Here is a 25,887-nt window from a genome sequence, read left to right as displayed (position 1 = left end):
TAAGTGGTCGCGGGGACCGCGAGGTCATACCGGGTCGCTTCCCGCGGGGTGGTGGAGCTCCACGGGTGGCTCACGAGAAGCAGCCCTCGCTTAACCAGGGCCGCGAGCCTGTCGGACGCTGCGCCGTCGGACAGGTGGAGTGCGAGCTGCAGATCTCGGCGAGCGATCGGCCGGCCCGCCAGTCCGTACCCGTCGCTGAACCGGTCGATGACCACGGCGGCAGCTGCCTGGAGGTCGGCATCACCCCACCAGCGGATCTCCTCGCGTGCTGCGTCGAGGGTGCGGCGGTCTGACTCGGGGATCTCTGGGCGGAATGCTCGCGCACGCTGGGCGATCGAAACCCAGTGCTGCCGGCAGGCGGACCAGTCAGAAGTCCGGCCGTCCCGGCGGGACACCTCGTCACGTTGACGAAACTTCCCGAAAGCAGCAGTGCGCTGGTACCACCACAGCGCGGCGGTCGCCGAGCGGATGCCGTGACGCCAAAGAACCCACGCGGCGTCCGTGGCGGCCGCGGACCGGTCGCGGCGGGTGTCGTCGTTGAGGATCGCCCAGTCCTCGGGCGTGAACTGTGCGCGCCGGCGCCACGCTCGAGGCGCTTCGGTCACCAGGCGCGTGCCGTCGTCAACCGGCAAGGGCAGGGGAATGGCTGAGGGAGCCGGCTGTCGACGACGCAGCCGCTGTGGCGCGGATCCCCGAACGTTGCGAGGAAGCGAGGCCTGGACAGCTCGGATTACCGTGCGAACGTCAGTCGCTCTCCCGGTCTCGAGGTCGACGAGCTGCGCGGGACGCCCCTCGGGTTTGAGGCTTACGCTGCCCGGCAGTCGAATGGCCTTGCCCTCACGGTGGTCGATCGCCGCGGCCGGCAGCCGATGGTGCTCACGGATGAGAGCGACACGTCGCAGGAGCTCGTCGCGGCCGTGCCTGGTCGCCGGAATACACCAGAGGTGAAGACAGTCGTCGCGCCCGGAGGCGACCGCGGCGACGACCACGGTCGCAGTATCCGCAGCCGCCTGACGAATCTCGGGGACTACCAGTTCGGCGCACTCGTCGATGTCGAGGGCGACCAGCTCTGGACGTGGCTGGGCGACGATGGCCCATGTTGCGGCTTTAGTGCCGAGGCGAGCGCGGCGCACGAGCTGGTCGGCGTTGCCGCTACCGACCTGGATCGCTTGGTTGTCGCCCTGGGTCGGGGCGAGGGCCCAGGCGCGGACGGTTGAGTCCGCCAGGAGAGCTGCGAGCTCCGCGAGGGCCGCAGTATCGACGACGGTAATGGTGGTTGGAGGGTCTGGCTCAGTCGAGACGAGTTCCGGCGCGGCGGTGCTGGACACGTCCACAGGGTGTGAGCTACCCTCAGAACAGCTTCGCAAGCAGTTCTGCCTTTCAGGTGGGGCACCAAAAACCGGTTCGAGCTGGTAACTCTTTCCGGTCACACTCTCAAGATCGCCCTTCGGTTGCCTCCGGGGGGCGATCGCTTTTGTGTGGGTGCGCTATGCAGTTGATCGTGTGCGCGTGTTCTGTGCGCTAAGCGATGTCTGCGAGCGGCGGCTCCTCTAATTGGTGGCGTGGGAACAGGGCATCAGCGGGGGTCTCTCGGATCTCGTCAGTCCGGCCGACGTGCGCGGCCAGGACATCTGCGACGTACTGGGATACCGATGTGCCAGCGTCGGCAGCCCGACGCTGAACCTCATCGTGGACGTCGCGCGCGAGACGCGTACCGACGAGTCGTCGATCACCCTTGTGTGGCTGTGCCATGACCGCATTCCTACCGGTATCTGTAACTGTTATGGCGGACGACACGCCGCTGATGGCCATGGCGACACTATAAACCGGTGTCGGCGTTTCTCGCATACCCTGCTTGGGTGCGAATCTTCATTGACACTGACTGCGGCGTTGACGACGCCCTGGCCCTGGCCGTGCTGGTGAGCCGTCCCGAGGTCGAGATCATCGGCGTGACCACGACTTCGGGGAACACCTCAGCCGTGCAAGCGGCGAGGAATGTTGCTGACGTGCTCGCGGTGATGCGACACCATATACCGGTGATTGCCGGTCCTGTGCCGGGTCCCACCTTCACGCCCCGCCTGGTGCACGGCCCTAATGGGCTGGGCGGCCACGGTTCGAGGCCGGATCGACCGGGCGATCCGCACGCCGCGTCCAAGGCGATCCTCGAGTTCTGCGAATCGGCGGGGTCGGAGGATGTCCTGCTCTGTCTAGGTCCGATGACCAATCTAGCTGCGGCAAAGCCGCAGTCGAGCCCGCGGATTGTTGCTGTCGGTGGCGCCGGCATCGTCGGAGAGTCAGACCCGGGACGAGATCCCAACTCGGAGGTAGACATTGCCGCGAGTACGTGGGTCGTCGAGAATCTCGGCGTGGATTGGGTGACGATCAACGCTGGGGAGCACATATGGCTCAGAGAGTCGGAGTTCGGTTCGACCACGGCCAGCGGGCGCTTTCAGCGGTCGATTCACGAGGCCTACGGGTGGCATTGTGCGCAGAGGGCAGGGCGGCAGGTGTGGTCTCCGTCGGCTTACGACACGATTGCCGCTCTTGCTGCGGTGGGATCTGAGTTGGGGAAATGGGAGTGGGTGACCCCCACCTTCGTCGGCTCCTCAATGTGGGGAACGCCAGGGGGCGATCACCGGATGCTGACGGTTCCAGCCGATGAGTCCTGTGCTGGGGTCGTTCGGTCCGCCGTATCGAAAGCGCTGGCATGAACAGACGTGAGCTGTTCATGGCTCGTCGTCGAGCGCGGCGGGCACTGCGCGGCATTCGCTGCGCGCGGCCGTGGACTCGAGAGTCCTTGCTGGGGGAGATCTCTCGACAGCGGGGGAGACCCGTGACAGTCGAGCAGATGGAGGGAGCGCTGAGTACGGAGGCGTGCGGCCTGCTGGTCCAGTTCGATTCTGCGGACCACATCATTCTGGGTGCCGGCACACCGCAGTGGCACCAAGATGCCGTGACGGCCCACGAGATCGCCCACCTGCTCCTGGGACATCGGGGAGACCTCGCCACGCCGGACGCGGCCCACGGAATGGACGCGTACTTTCCGGATCTGGACTTGAGCGAGGTTCACCGCCTGCTTAAACGCGAGAACCACTCTTCGCTAGAGGAGTACGAAGCGGAGTTCCTCGGCACACTCATCCTTGCGCGTATGACCACCGGGATCGAGGTCGAGAGGCAGTTGCGCCAAGCCCAGGAAACGTCTGGTGGGCGGGAGCTATGGCGCGCCTTTGGGGTGGATAACCATGCGTAATCTGCTGCCAGCCTGGCTCGATTTCACGCTACTTGCGATCACCTGGGCGGCGATCTTGTGGCGGGTGTACGCGGCACGCAGCGGTGGAGCTCCCCGGCGGCTAACCGAATCACTGGCCGCGGGGGCTGTGGCCCTGACATTGAAGGTGGGCCTGATCTACGACGTCGTTGAGCCGCTCCTTGGGGCAGCGATCCTGCGCGCACTAATTCATGGAGCGTGCCTCGTGGCGGTGGCTGGCGTGATCTTGCTCTGGTTTGCCACGCAGGGCGACGTCAAACACCCACGGCTGGTGCCTGTCCTCTACGCCATTAGCGGCGGGCTGACGGTGCTACTGGTCATCACTGCCGCTGTAGCCCCACGCGCCGGTGACCAAATGGAGTCTGCTCCAAGCGGCTGGGCGTTGTGGTACTTCGCCATCTTCTGTCTTCCCACGTTGGTCGGATTGTTTCTGCTGGTCAAACAGCTCATCGGCTCCTGGGGACTAAGCCGGTCGCGGCTAGTCGGCGCGGTGGTGACGCTGGTCTACGCCTTCCTGGTCATCGACAACTTCACCGTGTTTGTGGCCGTGGGGTTCAGCGCTCTTCGAGATGATCACAGTCTCCTAGACGGCCGCGGTGTACCAAATGGGGTCGTCTTCGCAGTTCTTCTGACAATTGGTGCCGTCATTTCGGCACTGGTGGCCAACCGTGGAGCGGAAGATAGCTGGGTCGATCCGATGACGGCTATGTGGCTGGACCTGAGAACGGCGTGCCCTGAGGTGGCTCTCAGTGATCCGTGGAGTCTGCGCGGCAAGGAGCAGCGCCTCCGAGCCATCGTGGAGAGCGTCGACGCTCTTGCTCATCTGGCGCCCCTGGTGAACGACCGTCATATGCGCGCAGCTCGCAAAGTGAGCGCCGAACCTCCGGCACTGGTCCTCGCACTCGCAATTCAGGACGCGGGGATGCAGCGCGACAGGCGAACAGACCACCTCGGTGACGAGGGTCTGCTTGCCGTCGACGCCGTCGGCCAGGCGGGGGAGCTGTCGGTGCAGTGGCAGCGAGCCAAGCAACTACGACACACGGCGGGACACGGCAGCGAGAAGGGCTTTTCGCGTGGTGTCGACCGGTTTGCCCCGCAGTCGGACTGACCTTGCACCTGCATTCACCAGGTGCCTGAGCAGCTCCAGCTGCTCATGAATTTTCTCGTCCCCATCGCTGAGGTAGCGACCGGGGACCTTGTAGAACGCAGCGACAGCCTCGCATTGGGCTTCGGTGAGCACTGCCTTCCCCGCGAGAACGTCTCCCAACAGCTCGGGAGTAACGCCAACCGTCGGCGGCGTGTGCGCAGCAATTTCCTCGACGGTGCGGATCCCGCCAGAGGGATCACGCCATACACACATGAGTTGCTGAAGTCGGTCCGCTTGCGTCATGCGTCCTCCCCGCGATCACGTTTGGCGTCCGGCATCGCCAGCCATCTACGCAGCGCAGCGCCTTCGTCGAGTTCGGAGTCCGCACGCTCGGCCAGCAGCGGAGCTACTGCGTCAACGACAATATCGCTACCAAGTCCGTGGGTATTCGCGGCCAGTAACTCCGTGATGAACTGACCATATAGCGGGGCCACTGCCTGGGCGAGGTCCTCGATAGCCTCGACCAGGTCGGAATCCTGGGCGCGGTCACTGGAAAGCTGCTGTAACCGGAATGTGGCGGCGGTGAGAGCAGCGACCTCGCCGTGGGAGATCGTGACCCCCGACGGTGCAAACTGCACTTCCGCCGTCTCTCGGGGAGTGGGAGTGCCTCCTTCAAGAGTGCTCGCAGCGCTACCGATCGTCCACTCCAGCGACCGGTCAAGAGCGTCGAGGATCTCGGGGGTTATCACCTCGGTGTCTCCGCGTTCGATTCTCACCATGATGGGCGCCCGCGGGCCGCCCCGGTCCCGGACTTGAATCAGGTTGAGCGAGAGCTCGGCGCGCCTCTTCCGTACCGCGTCGGCAAGTCGAGCTGTCATGTCCACAAGCCTAGGCCGGACACCTGTCAAGTTCTTTGTGGACAGGCCCAAAAGCAGTTAACCGCCCTACCCGCGCTCGCCTGCGGCAGCGATGACCTCGTCCGGGGTGATTCCCAGAGCATCAGCGAGATGGGGAACACTATGCGCCGCCAAGGGGCTGTCTCCACGCTCAATCGCCCCATAATGCGAGGTGGAGAGGCCAGCGCGTCGCGCGGCTTCACCTTGGGTCAAGGCTCGGAGCACACGCCAGTCAGCGAGAGTTCTGCCGGTATCGGGAATGTCGACCAGGTCGGCAACGGTAACGGTGCTCGAGAGCGCCGCACTCAACAGTTCTGCCAACCGGCCCAACATATCCGCCTGAGGGATCTTCCGACCCCGCTCCCAAGCACGGACTGAGCCCGAACTCACCCCCAGTGCATCACCCAGCGCAGCCTGCGAAAGACCCGCACTGCGACGCAAATCGACAAGAACCTCGGGGGAGAAGGCATGGGCTGAGGCCCTTCCCATGTGCACTCCTCCGTCGCCGTCCTGATGTTTCCCCACGACTTTACGGTTGCGTCCTATAGTGACGTTGACATGCGCCCCGGAGGGGTTAGGGTGTCACTATAAAACGGCGACAGGGGTAGACCATGCACCATTCTCGGACCGCGCTCAGGGGAGCGCTCATCGGAACCACCGCAGCGATTGTCGCGTTCGGAGGCGTCACCCTCGCCCTGGCCGGCACGCAGGCAGGTGTCACCGAGGCTCAGAAGCCAGCGAAGGCGACGACGGCTCAAGCCGGGGTCGTGGAGGGTCAGGCGTCGACCACTCGGGCCACGGCTCGTGCGACACCCGCTCCCGCAGCAGCGCGGGCGAAGCCGGTGGCGCAGCAAGCCGGCATTTCCGCCGCCACCGAGGTCAAGAAGGCGAAGAAGGAAGACAATCCCGACCCTCGTCGAGAGCGAGCATCGGAGGCTGCCACCCCGGAGGCTCCCGCAGTCCAGCAGGCGGAGGCGCCGGCGCCGGCGGTCGCGCCCGTGCAGCAGGCTCCAGCTCCGGTGCGTCAGGTGCCCGTGCAGCAGGCCCCGGCACCGGTGCGTCAGGCACCCGTGCAGCAGGCCCCGGCACCGGTCCGTCAGGCACCCGCTCCAGCGCCAGCTCCGGCGCCCGCTCCTGCGCCGGTCCAGCAGGCCCCGGCCCCCGCACCGGGACTCACGATCGACCTGGGCGGCCGCGCACCAGTCGTGCCCCAAGCCCCGATCGCCCCGAAGCAGCTCCACATCGGCTGACGAGCGCCCGCTCGTCAGTACTCACTCAATAGCGAAAGAGGAACACAGAATGCTTGCAGCAGCTACGGCCATCTCCGGCGCGATCATCGCAGCGCTGGTCAGCCTCGGCCCAATCGCCGCGCCCATCGTCGGCGCGGCGGTCACCGCCGGTCCGATTGCCACCGCTGGTACCGCGATCGCCGGCCTGGCCGGCACCGGCTCGGCCGCGGGCGGATCCGCGGCCCTGGGCGCGGGCGCCGGCGCAATCGGCGGCAACCCCCACGCCGCGCTGGGCGTGGAGAACGGGATCAACGACTCCATCAACCAGGCCAAGGACGCGGCCGCCGGGTCGATCAACAACCTGAACATCCCGGGCGTCCCGCCGGTCCACTTCAACTGACCGACATCGAGCAGGAGAGAGGGGCTAGTGGTGAGTGCAGACGACGATCAGCCCGAGTGGTTCTCAGGCGTAGAGCCGTCAGATTCTGCTGACGATCGGGAGGACGCCCGTCATCTGGAGGCAGTCCCCGCCGGCCCTTCCTCCACTGACGAGCAATGGTTCGACCTACCCGACCCGATCCCGGCTGCCGACCAGACCACGCCAGGCCGGGCCGACAACCGGGGGCGCGTCAGATTGCTGTTCGTAGGTGTCGTCGCGGCAGTGCTGGTGGTAATCGGCGCCGGCGCCTGGGTGATGTCCTCCCTGCTGTCGGGCCCGGAGACGTCGGCATCTCCGACGTTGAAGCTTCCGCCGACAGCGGCGGCAGACGAGGGCGGTGCGGTGGCCGAGTCGGAGTGTGAGACCTCCGAGTCGGCCACCGCCGTCTCGGGCAACGGCAAAGGCGATCAAGAGTCGGTTGCCGGTGTCGTACTGGCCTTCCAACACGCCTACTACGTCGCGAGAGACGTCGACGAGATGAAGCCGCTGTTGGCGAAGGACTCCCAGATCACCAATCTCGATGCTCTTCAGGAGGGCATCGACTCAGTGGCCCGTGGAACAACGCACTGCCTGCATATCGAGCGCGACGGCGCCGACGCCGTGGTCGAGCTGACCGAGACCGCTCCTGACGGCAGCGAAACGACCTACTACCAGCGCGTGACGACCACCCGTGAGAACGGGGAGGTCCGGATCGTCTCGATCGAAGAGAACTCTGAAGGAGCCAGCGAATGAAGCCGGGGAACGTGGCAAGGATCGGCGCTGTCATCACGGCATCATCGTTGGCAGTGGTGGCCCAAGCGGGAGGGGTCCAGGCGCAAACCACGGCTAGCGCTACACCCTCCGCCACCACGGCTCGACCTTTGACCTCAACCGCTACGGTCCCGACCTCGTCTCGAGGGACCTCCGAGGTGGCGTTGCCCGAGGGCGATGAGTGCCCGCTGGTGCAGCTCGTGGCGATCAACGGCACGACGGAGTCAACGAGAAACTCCAAGACCGACGCGGACACGGGATGGATGGCTCGCGTGGTGAGTCCCGCCGTCAGAGCGGCTAACGCCGATGGCCAGGCGCGTATGAGCCGCACCTATGTGCCGTACCCGGCATCATTCGGAGGCTTCGTCCCCTCAGAGGACCAGTCGAGTTATGCCGAGAGCGTCACCGTCGGCATAGAGAACGGGCGAAAGCTCATCGCCGAGACGGTCGAGCGATGCCCGGAGACCAAGATCTTCGTCTCCGGCTACAGCCAGGGCGCCCAGGTCGCCTCGGCGCTGGCTCGAGAGATCGGCGCCGGCTCCGGGCCGGTCACTCCCGAGCAGTTCGCCGGTGCGGCGCTGATGAGTGATCCCACCCGTGCTCAGGGCGCTCCGATCTTCCAGGAAGGCTCGTCCCGGACGACTCCGGGGGCGGTGCCGGGCACGGAGGGCGCCGCGGTGGCGGCGATCGACGTGGGTGAAGGTGCCCCGCGGCCGGAGGGGCGCGGAATCTCCCCGAACACGTCGGCCCCGGATTTTGGTGCGGTGGCCGATCGAGTCGCCTCGTTCTGCGTCCCCGGAGACCTGGCGTGCGACACCCCGCCCGACTCCGATCTGTTCCAGGTCGTAGCCAACATCGCCGGACAGAGCGAGACCGGGGGAGACCCGATCCGTGCGCTGGTCAACGTCGCCACCGTGGCGGGGCAGTCGGTGCTGTTCACGGCCGCAGAGACCATCGCCGAAGACGTGGAGTACTCCGACGGAAGTGGGTTCACCATCGCCCCGGCCAGCCGGGGCAACACCACGCTGTCGCGGATGGCGCGCTACTCCGATCCGACCCAGGTGCAGAACCCGACCGATCCGACCGCACTGCTGGTGGAGGCCGGGACCAAGCTGGCCGGGATGGCGCTCGGAGCGTCGATCACCGTGGCGAAGAAGACCCTGACGCCGGAGAACATCGCGCAGATCGCGGTGGCCGGCGCAGCGAGCCCGGCAGCGGCGGCAGCGGTGCTGGTGGGCCAGCTCGCTGTTGCGGCGTCTGAGGTCATTACTCCCGCAACCGTGGACTCCGGTCTGCAGCGGGTGATCGGCGAGATCGAGCACACGGTGTCCGACACGACGGGCCTGGTCGACCTGGCGACCCAGACTCAGACCTGGAACGCGATCGACGCCCACGGCATGTACGACCGCACCCCATTTACGGCATCAGGGCAGTCCCCGGCGGCGATCACCCAGCAGTGGGCGCTGGCCGCGGCCAACGACCTCGCCGTTGCCCGGGGGATGGAGCCGGTCAGTCAGATCAGCCAGTCCACGGATGCCGACCGCATGGCCCTGATCCGGTCGGGAGCCGGGGACGACCAGCTGTCCAAGCTCCCGGCGAAGTCGCAGACCGCCGACATCGCCGGACTCTCCGAGGCCCTGGCCTCGGTGACCGCGTGACGCCCGCAAGGGACAAGACGAAGGAGGCGAGCATGACCAGCGCCCACAAACTCCCACGCCCATCATCTAAGGCTGTGCCCGGGTGGCTGGCTGTGCCAGCCGAAGGGGACCGCGCACCGGTGTGGGACACACCCGTCCCGCGCCCCGCCGACAGCCAGACCCCGGTGATCTGGTTGCTCGGCGCCCACGGCGGTGCCGGGGTGTCGACGTTGGAATCCATGTGGGCGCCGGCCGCAGACAGTCAGCGAGGCTGGCCGTCCGCCGAGAAAGCGCCGTTCGTCGTCGTCGTCGCACGAATGCACACGGTCGGCCTCAATGCAGCGCACCGGCTGTGCCTTCAGCACCAAGCAGGAGAAGTCGGTGGCTGCTCGCTGCTGGGCCTGGTCACCGTCGCCGCAGCCCCCGGCAAACCGGACCTGACACTGTCCCGCCGACGCGAGCTCGTCGCCGCCGCTGCCGGGGCGAGCTGGCACATCGACTGGGTTCCCGAGCTGCTGACCTCGGAGCCAACCGAACTGGCGCAGTGGACCCCGGACTACACCCCGCCACCGGCTAAGCGGTTCGCCCGTCCGCTAGCGCCCACCGACGCGGTCCCGGAATCGGTCGCCACCGCTGCCGCGGAGGTCTTCGCCGCGGCAGGCGAGCAGTGGCGAAACCGCCCCGGCAAGCCCTAACTCCATCTTCAACCGCATCACTTCACCACAAGGAGCACCACCATGATTGTCGAGACGATTCACGCCGCCGCCCCGGTGGCCGATCAGGTCATCGCCGTCGGAGAGAACCTGTCCCCGATGGAGATCCCCGGTGCTGGCGAGAAGGTCGACACCGCCCTGGCGTACTTCATGTGGGGCTGCATCGCGCTCGGCGTTATGGGCGTGATGGCCGCCGGGGCCTACTTCATCATGGCTCGCCGGTCCGGCAACGGTGATGAGGTCCAAAGCACGGTCGCACGGATCATCGGCGGTTGCCTGCTGATCATGCTGGCCGGCCCCATCGTCAACGCCCTGGTCTCCTAACCGCCGTGCTCACCGACGTGGTGACCGTTCTGGCGCAGGACCCGGCGGTAGTGCTGCCTCCGACCAGCCCTGTCGGTCCTCCAGCCGAGGCGATGACCCGATTCACCCAGGCGGTCGGCTGGGTCAAATGGGGAGCCACCGCCGTCGTAGTCGCCGGAGTAATGGCAATCGGGGCGCTGCTGACGATCGACAACCGCCTAGTCGACCAGTACGGCCCTTCGATCCAGGCCATCACGATCAAGGTCATCCTCGGCTGCGTGATCGTGGCCTCCGCCGGGCACATTGCCGACGTATTCACCTAGAGGGAGTTCCTGTTGTCCAAGATGCGACGCGCTTTCACCGCTGCAGCGGTGACGCTGCTGCTGACGGCGAGCACCGCCTGCTCAAACGATGAGCAGGTCGAGCAGCCGCCAGTTGTGGACACCGCTTCTGCCCCGGCCGATCTGACGTGGCGGAGCGTAGCCGGGCTCAAGGTGCCGACCTCCCGCGCCGACGGGCCGGCGCGAACGTCTCCGCCCCAGGGGTACAGCCATACCCCGCAAGGCGCGGCTCTGGCGGCGGCGAACGGGCAGGCGGCTTTGGCCACGGCGTCCGATTCCACGTGGCCCGAAGTGGTGCGCACGGTCACCGCTCCCGGCCCCGGCCGGGATCAGTGGGCGCAAGCCCGCGTGCTGATGAGCGTGTCGGGTGCAGTCGATCCGTCGGTTGCCGCCACCTTCACCGCGTTCAAGGTCACCGACTATTCGCCCGAGAAGGCGATTGTCTTGCTGGCTACATCGACCCCGCCGGCGCCGGGAGAACAGGAGCCCCTGCTGGCGGCCTATCCGGTGCAGTTGGCGTGGACAGGGGCGGACTGGAAGCTCGTGCTTCCGACACAGCAGGACGACATCGACGCGGCCGAGATTCAAGCACTCGACGGCTTCACGACCTGGGATGAGGACAGCAAATGACGAAGAAGGCATGGATCAGCGGCGCAGCGGTGCTGATCGTCGCTCTGATGGTGCTGGTCCTGGTCATCGCCATGAGCGGAAGCGATGAGCAGAGCGGCCAGGCGGCACCTGCGCCGGCCCCGCCCACTGCGACGGCGAGCCCGGCGCCTGCGGAGCAGCCAGGGCGGGTGGTCAGCGACCTCGTGGGCCGGCAAGTGACGGTCGTGGACGCTCCCGAAGGTGAGCCTGTTGCACAGACCGGCCAGGCGGGCGCGTTTCCCGGCGGGACCGAGCCGGTCGCGGCGCCGACGGGTCTCGCGCTTCAGCGTGTCCCGAGCGGGACCACGTTAATGGTCTCGTCCTCGGATGGCCCGACCGCGGTGGAGCGAGGCGTGATGACCGGGTACGCCCGTTCTCCCGTTGGCGCGGCTCTGCTCACGGCCAACTACATCGGTCTGGGGCTGGAGATGGGGCCGGTCTACGCCGACTTCATGCAGCGATACGCGCCTGATCTGGTCGCGGAAGATCCGGAGCTGCTCGAGGAGCTGCGCGCACGTGGCGCGGCCACCCAGGGGCGGGCGATGCAGGCAGCCGAGGGGTTTCAGGCGCCACGGTGGTTCCGCTTCAGTCACTGCTCGCCCGACTTCTGCACGGTTGAGGCGGCGATGCCGTCGGTGTCTGAGGCTGTCGGCCAGGTCGACACCATCGACGTCAGCGCGACAGAGCACCCGATGATGCGCGTGTCCCTGTCGTGGACTGGCGAGCAGTGGGAGATCGTCTCCGGGCGCTCGCTGCCGCCCGTGGAGGAGCTGGATCGGTCGTGGGTGCTGTGGATCTGACACGCCTCAAGCAACTCGCGATTGCGCTTCTGGCCGCGGTCCTGGCCTCGGTTGCCTTCGCGGCACCGGCTGCTGCTCAGGACACGGATCAGAATGAGTTTCAGTCGTTCTACGAGGACTGCCGCAACGGCGATCTCGACGGTGAAGGGTTCGACGGCGGATTGTTGGCCGGCACCGGAGCCCATGAGTGGCTGAGGGAGTCGGCTCAGGCCGGCGGACTGCGTGAAACGCTCACCGCGCCCGCGCGCGGCGTCGTCTCTGGCGCATGCAACACCGCCGGTGCAGCCCTTCATCCGACCGATGCGATCGAGGCAGTGACGTCCGGCTTCTGGGGCGACCCGATCGGAGACTTCGTTAAGTCCCTGCTGGAGGGTAATGCTCAGGCGTTGTCGCTGATCATGACGATGTGGATTAAGGAGTCACCCTTCTCGGGAGCAGACTTCGAGTCGTCAGTGGCGGGCGTATTCAACCTGACGCTGTGGGCGCAGGTACTGCTGTTCGTGGTGTCGCTGATCATTGCGGGGGCACGGATGGCGGTCGCCCGGAACCGCGGATTGGGTGATGGGTTCGAGGACGTCGGGCAGCTAGTTTTCAACTTCATCCTTGCCGGGGCCGCGCTGCCGGCGGTGATCATGTCGCTGCACATGGCCACCGACCTGGTCTCGACGCAGTGGCTCACCGACGGTCTGGGCGGGGATCCAGAGGCCAGGATCAACGCGGTCGCGCTCATCGACGAGGAGACCGGACTCGGGCCGGCCGCGGTGTTGATCCTGGTGGTGTTCGCGCTGCTGGGTGCCCTGGCGCAGATGCTGGCGCTGGTGATCCGCGAGGGCCTGCTGGTGGTGGTGGTGGGACTGTTGCCGTTGGCGGCAGCGTCGTTCGCGCTGAGCACCGGCAAGCAGGCCTTCAAGTCGATGATCGGGTTCGTCGTCGCGGCGCTGCTGTTCAAGCCGGTGGCAACACTGCTGTACCTGGTGGCGTTCTGGCTCAGCTCGGGAACTGACCAGCCCTCGGTCATGGAGGCGGTCTCGGCGATGCTGCTGCTGGCCGCGGCCGGTCTCGTGCTGCCCGCGCTGATGCGCGTCGTCGCCCCGGCGGTGTCTGCCTCGGTGGCCGGTGGCAGCGCCGCAGGCATCGGCGCCGCCGCTGCCGGAGCCACGGGCGCTGTCGCCGGCGCCGCCGGGGCTGCGCTGGGTAACGCCCAGCAGAGCCTTGGCGGCGCAGCGTCGTCGTCCGGCTCGGGAAACCAGAGTGCCGCGAACGGCGCGGCCTATCTCGGCCCGCACTCCTCGGCAGGCTCGTCGTCACCGCCGGCGGCCAGCCCATCAGGACCGACTCCGTCGGCACCCTCGGGGGGCGGCACACCAGCCGGAGGCACCAGCTCCCCAGGCACGGGCACCAGCTCGTCGGGCGGTGTCGGCGGGGCAGTGGCAAGTGCGGCCCGCGGCGCAGGCACCGTAGCGGGCTTCGCCGCCGCTGGCGTGGGCGCGGTGGCGACGGCAGCTCAGACGACGGCTCGAGCGACACAGACGACCGAGCAGATGATCGACGGTGCGCTGGCAGCTCACCCGACACCCCACCACTACCGCTGACGGCAAGGAGATAGCTGGTGTCTGCATCAGGTGAGCAGGCGGACCTTCGGCTCTACACGTTGGGTGAGAAGTCGCAGCGCACCGGCATGTTCGGCTTGCCGCTGCGGGCCACGATCATCGCCGGGATCGCCTTCATCGTGGCGATGTTGGTGCTGATGCAGGGCGGACTAGGCGCGGGAGCGCTCATTGCGGTGTTGGCGGTGGCGTACCTGGCCCCGGCAGTGCTGCGTATCGGTAATCGAACTCTCTACGAGGTGGCTCAAATGCGTTGGCAATTCTGGCGGGCACAGGCCGCTGGTTCCACGGTGTACCGGTCCGGGCCCAACTCGCGGGTACCGGGAGGCCGATACCGGCTGCCCGGAGCCCTGGCCAAGACCGAGCTGCACGTCGGCCGCGACGTGGCCGGCAACGATTTCGCGCTCATCCGCGACCGTGCGCTCAACCAGTACACCGTCCTGTTGGACGCGGCCTCACGTGGCCAGGAGCCGCTGACGGTGGCCGACCGCAACGACATGACCGCCGAGTGGGGCGCCTGGCTCGCCGAGCTGTCGCTCAACGACGACGTCGTGGCGGCCACGGTGACCGTCGAGTCGTACCCGACGACCGGGCAGGATCTCATCGCCGCGGTGAAGGACTCGGTCAGCGAGTCCACCCCGGAAATCGCCCGCCGCATCCAGGCGGAATCGGCGGTGGAGTTCGCTCGCGGCAAGCTCGTCACGCGGTCGTGGATCGCGGTCACCTTCAAGGCCGCCACCGCGATGCAGCGCAAGGACCCCGAGGCGATGGCCACCGATCTGGGTTTCCGGCTGCCCGGGCTGTACCAGCGGCTCGAGTACGCGGGAGTGTCTGCCACACCGATGAACCCGGAGGACGCGATCGGGCTGGCGTTGCGTTGCTACCGCCCCGACCTGGAGGAGACCATCAACAGCGCTCGCCTGTCTGGCGAGCCGCTCGGAGTGGACTGGGACGACGCCGGCCCGGCCGAGGCTGTGGCGAAGTGGAATCACTACCGCCACGAAGACTGGGTGTCCCGCTCGTTCGAGATGGCCGCCCCGCCGGCCGCCGCGTTCCCGGACCACGTCCTGCGGCCCCTGTTGGAGCCGAAGTCAGACATTCCCCGCAAGCGCGTGACGCTGATCTACCGCCCGATCGCCGCCGGTGACGGGGTGAGGCAGGTCGAGAAGGAGCACACCGACGCGGTCAACGCTGCGAACAAGACCCGCTCGATCGGCAAGGCCTCTGCCGGCCTGCGCCTGGAGCGCACCGAGGCCGCGCGGCAGGCGCTGGCCCGAGGCGGCCAGCTCGGCGAGTACTCGCTGCTGGTGACGCTCACTCTGCGCGATCCTGAGCTGCTCGACCAGGGCTCGGCGATCATCGGCCAGCTCGGCAACCGGTCTCAGCTTCGGCTGCACGCTACCAACGGCCAGCAGGATGCGGCGTTCGCCGCCGGGCTGGGTCTGGGCGTGTTGCTCGATCAGAAGTCCACGATTTCCTCGTTTGCGAAGGCGGAGTGATGGCCAGGCGCACCAAGACCCCCGTCGGGCCGGCAGAGCTGGAAGAGCTGCACGCCCGTATCACCGCAGGCGATCAGCTCCCTCCCTGGCCGCACACACGAACCGGCCGTGCGTACAAGCGGTGGTGCGACGAGCACCCCGAGCGGGCCGAGCAGGCGCGCACCGCTCGCCAGGCACCGCAGCTCCGCTACGGAAAGCCCCGGTTCACTAATCGCTACGCCTCCCTCGACGGCCGCGGCTTCAAGGGCGCGTTCTCGGGGCGGATGGCAGTGGTCTCCGCCCCGGCCGCCACCCAGACCTCCACCAACTACGGCTGTGGTTTCAACCCGTGGGTGGTCGGGGCGACCGCCCCGGCGGTCGGCGTCCCTCTGGGGGTTCACGCACAGACCGGCCAGGACGTTTCCGGCGACGTGTTGTCGTGGTTCCGGGCCGGCATCATCGGCAACCCGTCGGCGTTCGTGCTCTCCTTGCCCGGGCTGGGCAAGTCCACGATCATCCGCAAGCAGTTCATCGGCGCGGTCGCCCAGGGCCATGTGCCGATCGTGGCCGGGGACATTAAAGGCGAGTACGTGGCGGTGACCGATGCGATGGTCACCCCGGCCGGAAAGCGCGGGCAGGTGATCCGTCTCGGACATGGGCACGGGCACCTGAACCCGCTGGCCGCCGGCGCTCTGGGCGAGGCGATCCCGGTGATGCAGGCCCATCTGGACGAGCTCCGCGCCCGGGGCGAGGACAGCACACGCCTTGCCGAGGCCATCACCGAAACCGAGGAGTCAGTGCACTCGCGGCAGGTCACGATGGTCGTGGCACTGGCCGAGCTGATCCGCGGTCGGCCGCTGGCTGACTTCGAGGGTCTGGTCATCTCCACCTCGTTGCGGGAGATGCGCCAGGGCGGCAGGTTCTCCTTCGCCTCACCGCCGCTACTGCGAGACCTGATCGACTACATCCGATCCGGAAACGCCGACCTGCGGCGAGCGCTGTTCGTCGCCGACGAAACGGAGTACCGGCGCACGGTCCGGACCCTCGTCCAGACGCTGGAGTCGCTGACCGACGGCGTCATGGGCCAGGTGTTCGCCGAGCACACCACCACCAAGATCGACCTCGACGCCCCGGCGATCTGCATCGACGTCTCGGCGATCGCTCGAGGAGACCAGTCGCTCAAGGCGGGCGTGCTCCTGGCCTGCTGGTCCGATGCCTATGGAGCGATGGAGGCCGCGCACGTGCTGGCCGACTGCGGTCTGGCGCCGCAGCGCTACTTCCTGGCGATTCTCGATGAGATGTGGGCGACCCTGGGCGCCGGGGCGGGGATGGTGCAGCGCGTCGACGAGCTCACGCGCCTGAACCGCACCGACGGCACCGGATTGCTGATGATCACCCACACGGGCCGAGACCTGGAGACGCTGCCCAACGAGGTCGACGTCAAGACCGCGATGGGCTTCATCGAGCGGGCCGGCATGGTCATCTGCGGCGGTCTTCCCGCCGGCGAGCTGGAGCGGCTCAAGGGCGTTCTCCAGTTCACCGATGCTGAGGCAGCGATGATCACCGCCTGGTCCAAGGGCGCGCCGATCGAGCGCACCGAAGCCCGCGAGCGTAAGAAGCCACCCCTGGGGCGAGGCAAGTTCATGCTCAAGTCGTCCAAGGACGGCACCGCCGGGATCCCGGTGCAGGTTCTGCTGACCGCGACCGAGCGGGAGACCAACATCCACGACACGAACGTGCGCTTTCGCGAGCTGCTCGATGGCGTGCCCTCCGGGCAGGCGGTGTCGGCATGAGCTCAACTGCGTACGACGCCGATTTCCGCGACCAGGTGGTCGCGCGGCTGGCAGAGCTCGAGCCCCAGTTCCCCTCGACCTCAGCCGCCGCCGAGGTCGTCGCCCGCGAGTTCGGCATCAGCCGCGACTCGGTGCGCCGCTGGTCGGTCGCCGCGGGGACGTGGCAGGCCCACAACTCGTCCACCCTGCGGGCGCTGCAAGCCGAGAACGCGGCCCTTCGAGCGCAGCTAGGGCTGTAGACGGATGCGGTCGGCCAAGCTCGTCGTCGGCATCGTCATCGGGATCATCGTGCTGTCGCTGGTGGTCGTGGTGATCCTCGGAGACGGCAGCGACGATCGGTGCCGCCCGAACGGGGCCATAACCGGCGGCGGGGGAGTGCCCGCCGGCGAGCTGAGCCTGCCGATCGCCGAAGGCGATTACGTCGTGTCCTCGACCTACAAGAGCGCAGACCGGCCCGGCCACCGAGGCATCGACCTGGCCGCCGCCGACGGCACGCCCATGTACGCGATGGCCCCAGGCGTGGTGACCGCCGCCGGCCCCGCGAGCGGGTTCGGCAACTGGATCGTCATCGACCACACCATCGACGGTCAGCCCTACTCGACCGTCTACGGCCATATGTGGGACGACGGAGTGGCCGTGCAGGTGGGCGACACCGTTGCCGCAGGACAGCACATCGGTGAGGTCGGAAACAACGGCCAGTCCACCGGCGCCCACCTGCATTTGGAGGTGTGGCAGGGCGGGCGCCTGACCGGTGGGAGCGAGACCGATCCGCAGCCGTGGCTCGACCGGGCCGCGAACCCGGGCTCGGGAGGCAGTGAGCCGCCCCCCGACGAGTCAACGACCTCCCGTCAGCCGTCTCCGCCCTCGAGTGGGGAGATGCCCGATTCGGACAAGATCGCCTCCAAGGAGAACTTGCAGGTCGACTCGATCCGGGTGGCCCGTGCCGTGGCGCAGCGCTTTCCCGACGTGAAGACCATCGGCGGGTGGCGGCCTGTTGATGCCTACCCCGATCACCCGTCGGGCCGCGCCGTGGACATCATGATCCCGGACTACTCCTCGAGCGAGGGCCGCGAGCTGGGCAATCGCATCACGAACTACCTGCTGACGCACCGCGAGTTCTTCAACATCGAGTACCTGATCTGGCGGCAGCAGTACATCCCCGCCACCGGGCAGCCCAACCAGAGGGAGGACCGGGGCGACCCGACCCAGAACCATTTCGACCACGTGCACGTCACCGTCGCCGGCGGCGGAAAGCCCACCCCGGACCAGCGCTACGGCGCCGCCCCCACCGACGGTGCCGACGACTCCTCGGAGACCACCGGCGCCGCCGGGGGCGACGACTGCGCCCCGGACTTCGGGCATCGCAGCCTGAACGCGGGCGAGATCCCCGCCGAACTGCGCAAGTGGATCGACCTGGGAGGCCAGGTCTGCCGCGAGGTCGACTCTCCGCTGCTGGCCGGGCTGCTGTACCACGAATCGGCCGGCTTCCAGGCCACGGCGGTCTCGACGGCCGGAGCGCAAGGGTACGGGCAGTTCATGCCCGGCACATGGGCGGCCAAGGGCGCCAAGGTCGACGACAACGGCCAGATCGCCGGACCTCCCGGCTCGGGCTCTCCGTCGGACCCGGCGGACGCGACGATGGCCGCCGCCCGCTACCTGTGCGAGATCGCCGAGGGCCAGCGAGAGGGCATCGCCTCGGGCGAGCTCAGTGGCGACCCGCAGGCGTTGATGCTGGCCGGCTATAACGCCGGACCCGGCGCCGTGCAGCAGTTCGGCGGGGTACCTCCATATGCCGAGACGCAAAAGTACGTGGTCATCGTGCCGCAAGAGGCCGCAAGGTTCGCCGCCGCATGAACACCGCCGACGAGTAGGAGACAGCGATGAACACCAAAGGCGTAGCCGTGGTCGCCGCGGCGGTGGTGGCGGTAGTGGTCGCCGCCGTCGCGATGGCTCTGACGCTTGGACGCGATGATGAACCGGGAACCGATGCGCACGTACACATCGACCCGATCACGACCGCCGATGAAGTGGCGGTGGCGGTGATGGCAGGGATTCACACGTGGACCCCCGCGCAGCAGCAGTCCCCGTGGGATGCGATGCACGCGATCTCCGACCAGCTCACCGGCCAGATGGCGGACGCGGCCACCACCCGCCCGGACCCAGATCCTGCCCCTGGGCAGTGGCCGGCATGGGCGCGCTCGGGTGACCGCGTGATCGGCGCCGCAAGCCTGGCCGGAGATCAAGACCCCGTCCCGCAGGACGCGAACCAAGCTCGGCGCCTGGTCACGGTGCAGCAGAAAGTGCTGCACCCCGACGGAGCAACGACCCCGCTCGAGCGCATCACCGCGACCGTCGAGCTCAAGCGCACCGGCGAGACGTGGAAGGTCGCCAGCTACCAATACCGATCTGTGGGCGAGTAACCGCGCACATCACACCAGGGAGGCAACAATGGCAGGCAAAGACCTGGCACGAACGTCCCAGACCCGCGAGCCCGGACCCACGATCGCGCTGGTCATGATGGGCGTGGTGGCGGCCGCGGTGATTGCGGTGTGGGGCAGTATCGCCCTCGGCGAATCCATCGCCCCCACCGGTCAACAGGTTCCCGGTAACCCCGCGGTGGCGGTGATCGACCTGGCCCAGGGGCAGGTGCAGTGGACCACCGGCGCCACGGTCGTCGCCGTGGCCCTGGTGGTGATCGCCGTTGTGATCGTGGCCGTGGTGGCGGCGCTCGTCGGGCGCCGGCAGGGCCGCAGGACCCGCGTCGATGGGATCACCAAGCACCTGGCGGGCCGCGCTGACGTGAAGTCACTGTCGGCCAAGAGCGTGGTCCGCGCCAACCGCGAGCGAGGCGACACCACCCAGATCCCGGGGGTGTACATCGGCAAGGAGGTCGCTTCCGGCCAAGATCTCTGGGGCGGGTGGGAAGACCTGCATCTGGATCTGTGGGGTCCCCGCCAGGGCAAGACCTCCAGCCGCATCATCCCGATGATCCGCCGCGCCCCGGGCATCTGCATCTCCACCTCGTGCAAGCGCGACGTCATCGAGGCCACGATGCCGTTCCGTCAGCTCCTCGGCCGTGTCTGGGTGCTCGACCCGCAGGACAAGGCGGTCGGGCTGGACACCTCCAAGTGGTACTTCGATCCGCTGGACTTCGTGCGCCGCGACCAGTGGTGGGACGGCAACGCCGAGGAGCTCGCCGAGATCTTCAACGCCGCCACCGCCCGCGGGGAGGCCGGCAGCGACCCCAACGCGTACTTCTACTCCCAGGCCGTGGACCTGCTCGCCTCGCTGTTCCTGGCAGCGGCGATGAAGAACCGTCCCATCACCGATGTCTACGGATGGGTCTCCAATCTCGAGGACGCCACCCCGGTCGACATCCTGGCCGACAGTCAGTGGAAGCCGCAGGCTGCGGACCTGGCCAGCAAGTACAACGCCGAGCCCCGTACCCGCTCCAACGTGTTCTCCGCGGCCAAGAACATGATCTCCTGCCTGGGACGCAGGCAGATCGTGCGGTGGCTGACCCCCCAGGCCGGTGCCCAGCGTTTCGACCCGGTCGCCTTCGCAAACTCCGAGGCCGACACGCTGTATCTGGTCTCGGATGAGGAGAACCCGATCGGCCGGCCGGTGACGTCCATCCTGACCGTCGCGGTGTTCAAGGCCCTGGTCGACCGGGCCGACACCTGCCCCGGTTCGCGCCTGCCGGTGCCGGTGACCGCCGCCCTGGACGAGATCGCCAACATCGTGCGGTGGCCCAGGCTTCCCGACTACTACTCGACCTTCGGCTCCCGAGGCATCATCTGCTCGACCGTGCTCCAGTCCTACGCCCAGGGCGTGGAAGTGTGGGGCGAGCAGGGCATGAAGAAGCTGTGGTCTGCCGCCGCGATCGTCGTCATCGGCCCCGGCCACAAGGACTACCGATTCCTCGACGAGCTGGCCCATCTCATCGGCACCCACACCGAACAGCAACGCTCCATCTCCAGCGGCGGCAGCGATCGCGGACGGTCCGTGTCGACCCAGACGGTCGAGAAGCAGACCATCACCGCCGCCGAGCTGGCCGCTCTACCGTTCGGGCGGATGATCGTCCTGGCCACCGGCCGGCGCCCCATCCTGGCCCGGATGGTCCGGTGGGACCACCAGGACCTTCCCTCCGCCCCCGAGAAGACCGAAGAGGCCGCAGCGTGAGCCACCTGTTCGACAAGAAGATCGTCGAGGCGTTCGGTGAGACCCTCGCGGCGGTGGCCAAAGAGTCGCTACCTGCTGCTGTAGAGGATGTTCTGGCAACACCCGGCCTCACCGACCACCTTGCCCGCACCGTGGAGAGGGAGGTCCAGCGGTTCGCCGAGACTGAGCTCGGCGTGCCGCCCATCCTGCGGTTCACCGACGAGTTCGCCTTCTTCGACGACTACCTGCGACTGGCCTACGAGTCGACGGGCATGAGCCAGAAGTGGTGCTCGCGCTGGTGGGCGCACCGCTCTGTCCGATTCCGCATCCGTTCGATGTGGCTCGCGTACGAGTCACTGGCCCGCCGGGACCCGGCCACCTGCGATGAGGTGTTCCTCCGCACGATCGGCGACCACCACATGCCACTCCTGACGGGAGAGCGCTCGCCAATGGTCGCCTGCACGTCCGGTCACCAACCGGGCAAGCCCTTGAAATCGGACCCCATTGAGGAAGGCACGCTATGAGCTCGCATCCCAGCGACCCGGTGGTCGCCGATCTGATCCGTCACGCCCGCGTGGGCGCAGCAGCTAATCCGTACCCGCCGCGGACTCGCTCGCTCGGCGAGCACTCCGCCCGCCAACACTCGGTCGGATCGCTCGTTGTGGAGACCGCTCGCGCAGATGCCGGCGTATCCGAAGAGGTCGCTCAGGCGCGGCGAGAAGTGATCGCCGCCGAGCTGGAGCGAAGGCGGCTGGTGAAGGCAGCGGAGGAAGCGCGCCGGCAGGCAGAGCTCGATCGGACCCAGGCCGAGCAAGAGCGCGATGAGGCCGTTCGCCGCGCACGCGAGCGCTCAGGACCGGACCCGGACTTCTGGACCCTGGCGGTGATCGCAGCGGTGACCCTGGAGATCACCGAGTACGAGCTGGCCGGCGTGTTCGATGCGGCGATCACCGACACCCCCGGCCTCTCGGCGGCCGATACCGCCGACCTCGCAGGCGAGCGCAGGGTCGGCCTCACCGAGGAGCTGCTGCACACCGAGGTGGCCGCCGTCGGCGGCTCGCCGGCAGTCGCGGACGTCATCGACACCGGCGTAGGAACGCAGACACCGTCCCAGCTCATCGCCCAGTCCGATCAGGAAGCTCAGCCCGCCGCTGCCACCTTCGACAGCGCTGCGGTGTCCGTCGATACAGCCCCGGAGGTCGAAGAGCTATGAGCGCACAGGCGTTTGGCAACGACCAGATGAGGACCTACCTCGCCGATGCCCTGGCGGCGGCCGACTCCCCGTTGACGGTCATGCCGCACGACCCCGAGGACCCCTGGGGTGTCCTCTTCCGCGACACACGGTTCCACTACTCGTTCATGAGTGTCAGGCAGGACCGCTTGATGGGCCTGCTCGACACCAGGACTCCCGAAGCCGTCGCCAGGGGGCTCGAGTACCGGTCCGCGGTCAGTGAGATCGCAGTGGACCTCAACAACTACGGCGAGCCCGATCAAATGGGGTTCGATCAGTGGAAAGCCCTGGATGATGCCATGTACTCCGGCGTATTCAGCGTGTACTTGCACTCTTCCGAGATAAAGATCGACGTTCCGATTGAGCACATCCGACTCGACGATCCTGATCTTCTTGGCGAGCGTGCACTTGGCGTGATCGCAAAGCGGCTCAATCGGGTTACTGGCACCACGAGAGACGATCGCTACGCTCTGATGCAGCCTGTTGGGGATGCGATCAAAAGTGGCACGCTTGCCCCGCCGGCCTCCTGGTCTCCCACGAACGCTCCCGCACCTGATTCTGGGTCATCTGCCATCGCCAGCCAGTTCACCGAGTCGTACCTGAGCCACCGAACTGACGCAAGGAACGACGATCCCGGTCCTGGCTTCGCCTCGCCGCCAAATTTGGCGAACCAGTCTTTTCGCGTTGGGCCTGAAATGTAGAGGCTATCCAGCGCTAACTGGATGAGGCCATGACGTTGGTGACACCGGTCCGGAGTCGGGTCGCTGGTAGTTGTAGGTGATGTTCCAGGCCTTGAGAGCCGCGGATCGCTGGGGGCTTCTGACGTCCATTCGCGGGCGTAGAGGAAGTCCTCGGCGAGGATCCGGTTATAGCGTTCGACCTTGCCGTAGGTGGCGGCCTTCGATGGTGGGCGGGGCGTTGGAATGCGTCATCGGCCGTGGTTCCTCGTCTCGAGTTGCAGTGCGGAAGCAGTTGTCGTGGCCGACTCAGTGACGGTGCGGGCGCCCCAGTCCATGTCAGGCTCATGCCCGGGGACCGCCTCGTTCACAACGGCGCTCCAGGATGCCTGCCACTGGACCGGGAAGCACCGTTGAAGCAGGTCGAGCATGATCGGAACTGCGGTCGATGCCCCAGGGGAGGCGCCGAGGAGACCCGCGATGGTGCCGTCGTCGGCGACAACGAGTTCGGTTCCCTGTTGAAGCACTCCGATGCGGCGGTGGTCGGGTGTGACCAGTTGCGCGCGCTGCCCGGCGGGTATGAGTTCCCATTGGCGGATGTCTGCTCTCGGGTAGAAGCGCTGCAGCTTGGCGAACTTCTTTCGGGGCCGGGCAGCGAGTTCGCCGAGAAGGTAGCGCATCAATGACAGGTTCTGGATGAGTGCTGCCGCGATGACGTGCAGGTTGTGCCAGCGCAACGTGGTGAAGAAGTCGGTGAGTCGACCCTCCTTGAGCAGCTTGGTGCTGAAGGTCGCGTAGGGCCCGAACATCAGGTGCCCGGTCCCATCGACGAAACGCCGGTCAAGATGGGGCACGGACATCGGTGGCGCTCCGATCGCGGCTTGGCCGTAGACCTTGGCTTCGTGGCGGGCGACGACGTCCGGTGCCGAGCAGCGGAAGAAGGCGGCCCCGACGGGAAGCACGGCGTACCCGCGAATCTCGGGAAGACGAGCGCGCTGCAGCAGACGCAGCGCCATTCCGCCTGCCCCGACGAACACCCGTCGCCCACGTACTTCGAACCTGCCGCCACGAGTGCGCCCGCCGACAACCCAGGCTCCATCCGGGGACCGGCGCAGCGAGCGCACCTCGTGCTCGAGCAGTATCTGCCCGCCGGCGTCGGTGACGATACGTGTCAACCCTTCCGTCAGCGCGCCGAAGTCGACGTCGGTTCCGCCAGGATGGCGAGTGGCTGCCATTGGCTCGTCACCGGTGCGTCCCTCCATCACCAACGGAGCCCACTCGCTGATAGTGGCGGGATCCTCGGTGTAGGCCATCCCGTCGAACAGCGGATCGGTCGTCAATGTCTCGAACCGCTGCCGCAGGTAGGCGATGTCGCGGCGACCGAAGACGACGTCCATGTGCGGGGTGGCGTGTATGAAGGCGTCTGGAGACAACAGTCCCTTGTGCACTAGATGGGCCCACCACTGGCGGCTGAGGTGGAATTGCTGCGCGACCGTCGACGCCTTACGGCCGTCTGCGGGGTCGGGCATGTAGTTGAGTTCGCAGAACCCGGAGTGTCCGGTACCAGCGTTGTTCCAGGGCCCGCTGCTCTCGGTGGCCAACCCAGTTGCCCTCTCCAGCACAATGATCCGCCAGTCGGGCTGCAAAACCGCCAACATCGATCCCAGTGTTGCGGACATAATGCCGCCGCCGATCAAGACGACGTCGGCATCGAGCTCCTCGCAAGAGCCCGGCCCGGCGTTCAAGACTTTCCCCATGTGACACACGCTCCCGAAGTAGAGGATCAGTGCGTCCAGATTCGCCCGAAACGGTCATTCCGTCCAATGAATGAATGCGCCATTACAATCCGATTATGGATCAATGGACAAATCGGCTGGCTCCGCAGCTGCGGGCACTGGTGGAACTGGCCGCCTGCAACGGCCACATGACCCAGGCCGCCGCCGCACTCGGCGTCCCTCAGTCATCAATGAGCCGTCGCATTCACGCCTTGGAAGTGGAACTGCACGTTCCGCTCCTCATCCACGACGGAAGGATCGTCCGCCTCACCGCGGCCGCCGAGCGACTGGCACAGCAAGTGCGTGAGCCACTGCGCCAACTGGACCTGGCAATCGATGACGTGACCGGAGAAGCCGACCCCGATCAAGGGACCGTGCGGTTCGGGTTCCCTCTGACAATGGGGTCAGGACGCGTTCCCGACCTACTTGCCGAATTCCGGCACCACCATCCCGGCATCAAGGTTCTCCTCAAGCAGGCACACGGATCGGCGCTGAGCGCGGATCTTCTCGCGGGTGATCTCGACCTGGCAGTCGTCATCCCCGCGCCCGAACGGCTCAGGCACGTGCGCATCGGCACCCAGCAGATCCACGTCGCGGTCCCCGATGATCACCCCCTCGCAGCGCTGAAACACGTCCGGCTCGCAGACCTGAAGAACGAAACGTTCATCGCCAACCCACCCAGCTACAACCTCCGCCAACTGACCGAGACCTGGTGCCGAGAAGCGGGCTACACGCCTGACATCGCATTCGAGGTAACCGAGTTCGCCACTATCCGTGAACTGGTTAGCCGCGGCCTCGGGATCGCTCTGCTCCCTCACGACGAACGGATACCTCCGGGACTGTCCGAACTGCCACTGACCGGGTCCCGATACCACCGAGACATCACCCTTGCCTGGGGCGCCACAACCGAAGCACCCTCCACCCGTCGCCTCAGCAGCTTCCTACTCCACCGCCTCGGCTCACGCGACGTCCCCGCATCTACCGCATACAGCCGAGCCGGCCGCTGATCGGTTCAGCCGCTGTCACCAACCTCATGACCGGCAACGGCTAACCC

The 25,887-nt window shown here is 67.1% G+C and carries 27 protein-coding genes and 1 pseudogene; 24 read left to right on the top strand and 4 right to left on the bottom strand.

Annotation, left to right across the window (positions count from 1 at the left end):
- Positions 1-65: 65 nt before the first annotated feature.
- From AYO52_RS07305 to AYO52_RS07290, 5 genes are all read left to right on the top strand, one after another.
- Positions 66-293, top strand: a complete 228-nt coding sequence (locus AYO52_RS07305; RefSeq protein ID WP_067715284.1) for a hypothetical protein — start codon at positions 66-68, stop codon at positions 291-293.
- 549 nt (positions 294-842) lie between these two features.
- The gene (locus AYO52_RS07300) at positions 843-1,217 is read left to right on the top strand and encodes a hypothetical protein (protein WP_156523558.1); all 375 of its coding nucleotides are present in this window, start codon (positions 843-845) and stop codon (positions 1,215-1,217) included.
- A 642-nt stretch (positions 1,218-1,859) separates the two neighbouring features.
- The gene (locus AYO52_RS17650; protein ID WP_172812129.1) at positions 1,860-2,711 is read left to right on the top strand and encodes a nucleoside hydrolase; all 852 of its coding nucleotides are present in this window, start codon (positions 1,860-1,862) and stop codon (positions 2,709-2,711) included.
- A gap of 122 nt (positions 2,712-2,833) precedes the next feature.
- Positions 2,834-3,250, top strand: a complete 417-nt coding sequence (locus AYO52_RS07295) for a hypothetical protein (protein ID WP_067715278.1) — start codon at positions 2,834-2,836, stop codon at positions 3,248-3,250.
- Positions 3,243-4,376, top strand: coding sequence for a hypothetical protein (locus AYO52_RS07290; protein WP_156523557.1), 1,134 nt, complete (start codon positions 3,243-3,245; stop codon positions 4,374-4,376). Before AYO52_RS07295 ends, AYO52_RS07290 begins: the two co-directional genes overlap by 8 nt.
- Before the next feature lie 278 nt (positions 4,377-4,654).
- On the opposite strand, the gene AYO52_RS07285 is transcribed toward AYO52_RS07290, so the two are convergent.
- The gene (locus tag AYO52_RS07285; RefSeq protein ID WP_146166392.1) at positions 4,655-5,233 is read right to left on the bottom strand and encodes a hypothetical protein; all 579 of its coding nucleotides are present in this window, start codon (positions 5,231-5,233) and stop codon (positions 4,655-4,657) included.
- 66 nt (positions 5,234-5,299) lie between these two features.
- Complete coding sequence (locus AYO52_RS19245; RefSeq protein WP_082923844.1) at positions 5,300-5,740, bottom strand: helix-turn-helix transcriptional regulator; 441 nt, start codon at positions 5,738-5,740, stop codon at positions 5,300-5,302.
- An 810-nt stretch (positions 5,741-6,550) separates the two neighbouring features.
- Between AYO52_RS19245 and AYO52_RS07280 the strand changes: the two genes are divergently transcribed.
- The 18 genes from AYO52_RS07280 to AYO52_RS07195 all read left to right on the top strand — a co-directional run bounded on the left by AYO52_RS07280 (position 6,551) and on the right by AYO52_RS07195 (position 23,082).
- On the top strand, positions 6,551-6,880 hold the full coding sequence (locus AYO52_RS07280) for a hypothetical protein (RefSeq protein WP_067715263.1): 330 nt from the start codon (positions 6,551-6,553) through the stop codon (positions 6,878-6,880).
- 30 nt (positions 6,881-6,910) lie between these two features.
- Positions 6,911-7,651 carry a hypothetical protein gene (locus tag AYO52_RS07275; RefSeq protein WP_156523556.1) on the top strand — a complete coding sequence of 247 codons (741 nt, stop codon included), beginning with the start codon at positions 6,911-6,913 and terminating at the stop codon, positions 7,649-7,651.
- 176 nt (positions 7,652-7,827) lie between these two features.
- Positions 7,828-9,327, top strand: a complete 1,500-nt coding sequence (locus AYO52_RS07270) for a cutinase family protein (RefSeq protein WP_067715257.1) — start codon at positions 7,828-7,830, stop codon at positions 9,325-9,327.
- A gap of 119 nt (positions 9,328-9,446) precedes the next feature.
- A complete protein-coding gene (locus AYO52_RS07265; RefSeq protein WP_067715254.1) occupies positions 9,447-10,001 on the top strand; it encodes a DUF6668 family protein in 555 nt (184 codons plus the stop codon).
- 42 nt (positions 10,002-10,043) lie between these two features.
- Positions 10,044-10,343, top strand: a complete 300-nt coding sequence (locus tag AYO52_RS07260) for a hypothetical protein (RefSeq protein WP_067715252.1) — start codon at positions 10,044-10,046, stop codon at positions 10,341-10,343.
- 5 nt (positions 10,344-10,348) lie between these two features.
- The gene (locus AYO52_RS07255; RefSeq protein WP_067715249.1) at positions 10,349-10,645 is read left to right on the top strand and encodes a hypothetical protein; all 297 of its coding nucleotides are present in this window, start codon (positions 10,349-10,351) and stop codon (positions 10,643-10,645) included.
- A gap of 48 nt (positions 10,646-10,693) precedes the next feature.
- Positions 10,694-11,293, top strand: coding sequence for a hypothetical protein (locus tag AYO52_RS07250; protein ID WP_156523555.1), 600 nt, complete (start codon positions 10,694-10,696; stop codon positions 11,291-11,293).
- Positions 11,290-12,111, top strand: coding sequence for a hypothetical protein (locus AYO52_RS07245; RefSeq protein ID WP_067715243.1), 822 nt, complete (start codon positions 11,290-11,292; stop codon positions 12,109-12,111). The genes AYO52_RS07250 and AYO52_RS07245 overlap by 4 nt, the downstream gene beginning before the upstream one ends.
- Positions 12,093-13,703, top strand: coding sequence for a hypothetical protein (locus AYO52_RS07240; RefSeq protein WP_156523554.1), 1,611 nt, complete (start codon positions 12,093-12,095; stop codon positions 13,701-13,703). Before AYO52_RS07245 ends, AYO52_RS07240 begins: the two co-directional genes overlap by 19 nt.
- Positions 13,704-13,720: 17 nt before the next feature.
- Positions 13,721-15,217, top strand: coding sequence for an SCO6880 family protein (locus AYO52_RS07235; RefSeq protein ID WP_082923841.1), 1,497 nt, complete (start codon positions 13,721-13,723; stop codon positions 15,215-15,217).
- A complete protein-coding gene (locus tag AYO52_RS07230) occupies positions 15,217-16,989 on the top strand; it encodes an ATP/GTP-binding protein (RefSeq protein ID WP_067715234.1) in 1,773 nt (590 codons plus the stop codon). Before AYO52_RS07235 ends, AYO52_RS07230 begins: the two co-directional genes overlap by 1 nt.
- Positions 16,986-17,228 carry a transposase gene (locus AYO52_RS07225; protein WP_063935020.1) on the top strand — a complete coding sequence of 81 codons (243 nt, stop codon included), beginning with the start codon at positions 16,986-16,988 and terminating at the stop codon, positions 17,226-17,228. Before AYO52_RS07230 ends, AYO52_RS07225 begins: the two co-directional genes overlap by 4 nt.
- 4 nt (positions 17,229-17,232) lie before the next feature.
- Complete coding sequence (locus AYO52_RS07220) at positions 17,233-18,843, top strand: peptidoglycan DD-metalloendopeptidase family protein (protein ID WP_067715232.1); 1,611 nt, start codon at positions 17,233-17,235, stop codon at positions 18,841-18,843.
- A 26-nt stretch (positions 18,844-18,869) separates the two neighbouring features.
- Positions 18,870-19,409, top strand: coding sequence for a hypothetical protein (locus AYO52_RS07215; RefSeq protein ID WP_253701968.1), 540 nt, complete (start codon positions 18,870-18,872; stop codon positions 19,407-19,409).
- 28 nt (positions 19,410-19,437) lie between these two features.
- The gene (locus AYO52_RS07210; RefSeq protein WP_067715229.1) at positions 19,438-21,171 is read left to right on the top strand and encodes a type IV secretory system conjugative DNA transfer family protein; all 1,734 of its coding nucleotides are present in this window, start codon (positions 19,438-19,440) and stop codon (positions 21,169-21,171) included.
- Positions 21,168-21,674, top strand: a complete 507-nt coding sequence (locus AYO52_RS07205) for a DUF4913 domain-containing protein (RefSeq protein WP_067715226.1) — start codon at positions 21,168-21,170, stop codon at positions 21,672-21,674. The genes AYO52_RS07210 and AYO52_RS07205 overlap by 4 nt, the downstream gene beginning before the upstream one ends.
- 137 nt (positions 21,675-21,811) lie before the next feature.
- Positions 21,812-22,363, top strand: coding sequence for a hypothetical protein (locus AYO52_RS07200; protein ID WP_156523553.1), 552 nt, complete (start codon positions 21,812-21,814; stop codon positions 22,361-22,363).
- Complete coding sequence (locus AYO52_RS07195; RefSeq protein ID WP_067715221.1) at positions 22,360-23,082, top strand: hypothetical protein; 723 nt, start codon at positions 22,360-22,362, stop codon at positions 23,080-23,082. Before AYO52_RS07200 ends, AYO52_RS07195 begins: the two co-directional genes overlap by 4 nt.
- A gap of 13 nt (positions 23,083-23,095) precedes the next feature.
- Here AYO52_RS07195 and AYO52_RS18215 read toward each other — a convergent pair.
- Positions 23,096-23,267, bottom strand: a pseudogene (locus tag AYO52_RS18215) (integrase core domain-containing protein); the annotation flags it as partial.
- Between the two features lie 42 nt (positions 23,268-23,309).
- Entirely contained in the window at positions 23,310-24,815 is a 1,506-nt protein-coding gene (locus AYO52_RS07190) for a malate:quinone oxidoreductase (protein WP_067715218.1), read from the bottom strand.
- 95 nt (positions 24,816-24,910) lie between these two features.
- Between AYO52_RS07190 and AYO52_RS17635 the strand changes: the two genes are divergently transcribed.
- Complete coding sequence (locus AYO52_RS17635) at positions 24,911-25,840, top strand: LysR family transcriptional regulator (protein WP_082923840.1); 930 nt, start codon at positions 24,911-24,913, stop codon at positions 25,838-25,840.
- Positions 25,841-25,887 lie beyond the last annotated feature (47 nt).

The organism is Dietzia sp. 111N12-1 (genome assembly GCF_001658045.1).
GTDB lineage: Bacteria > Actinomycetota > Actinomycetes > Mycobacteriales > Mycobacteriaceae > Dietzia > Dietzia kunjamensis.
Note: the sequence above shows the minus strand (reverse complement) of the source record. Positions and strands in the feature narration are given on the sequence as shown.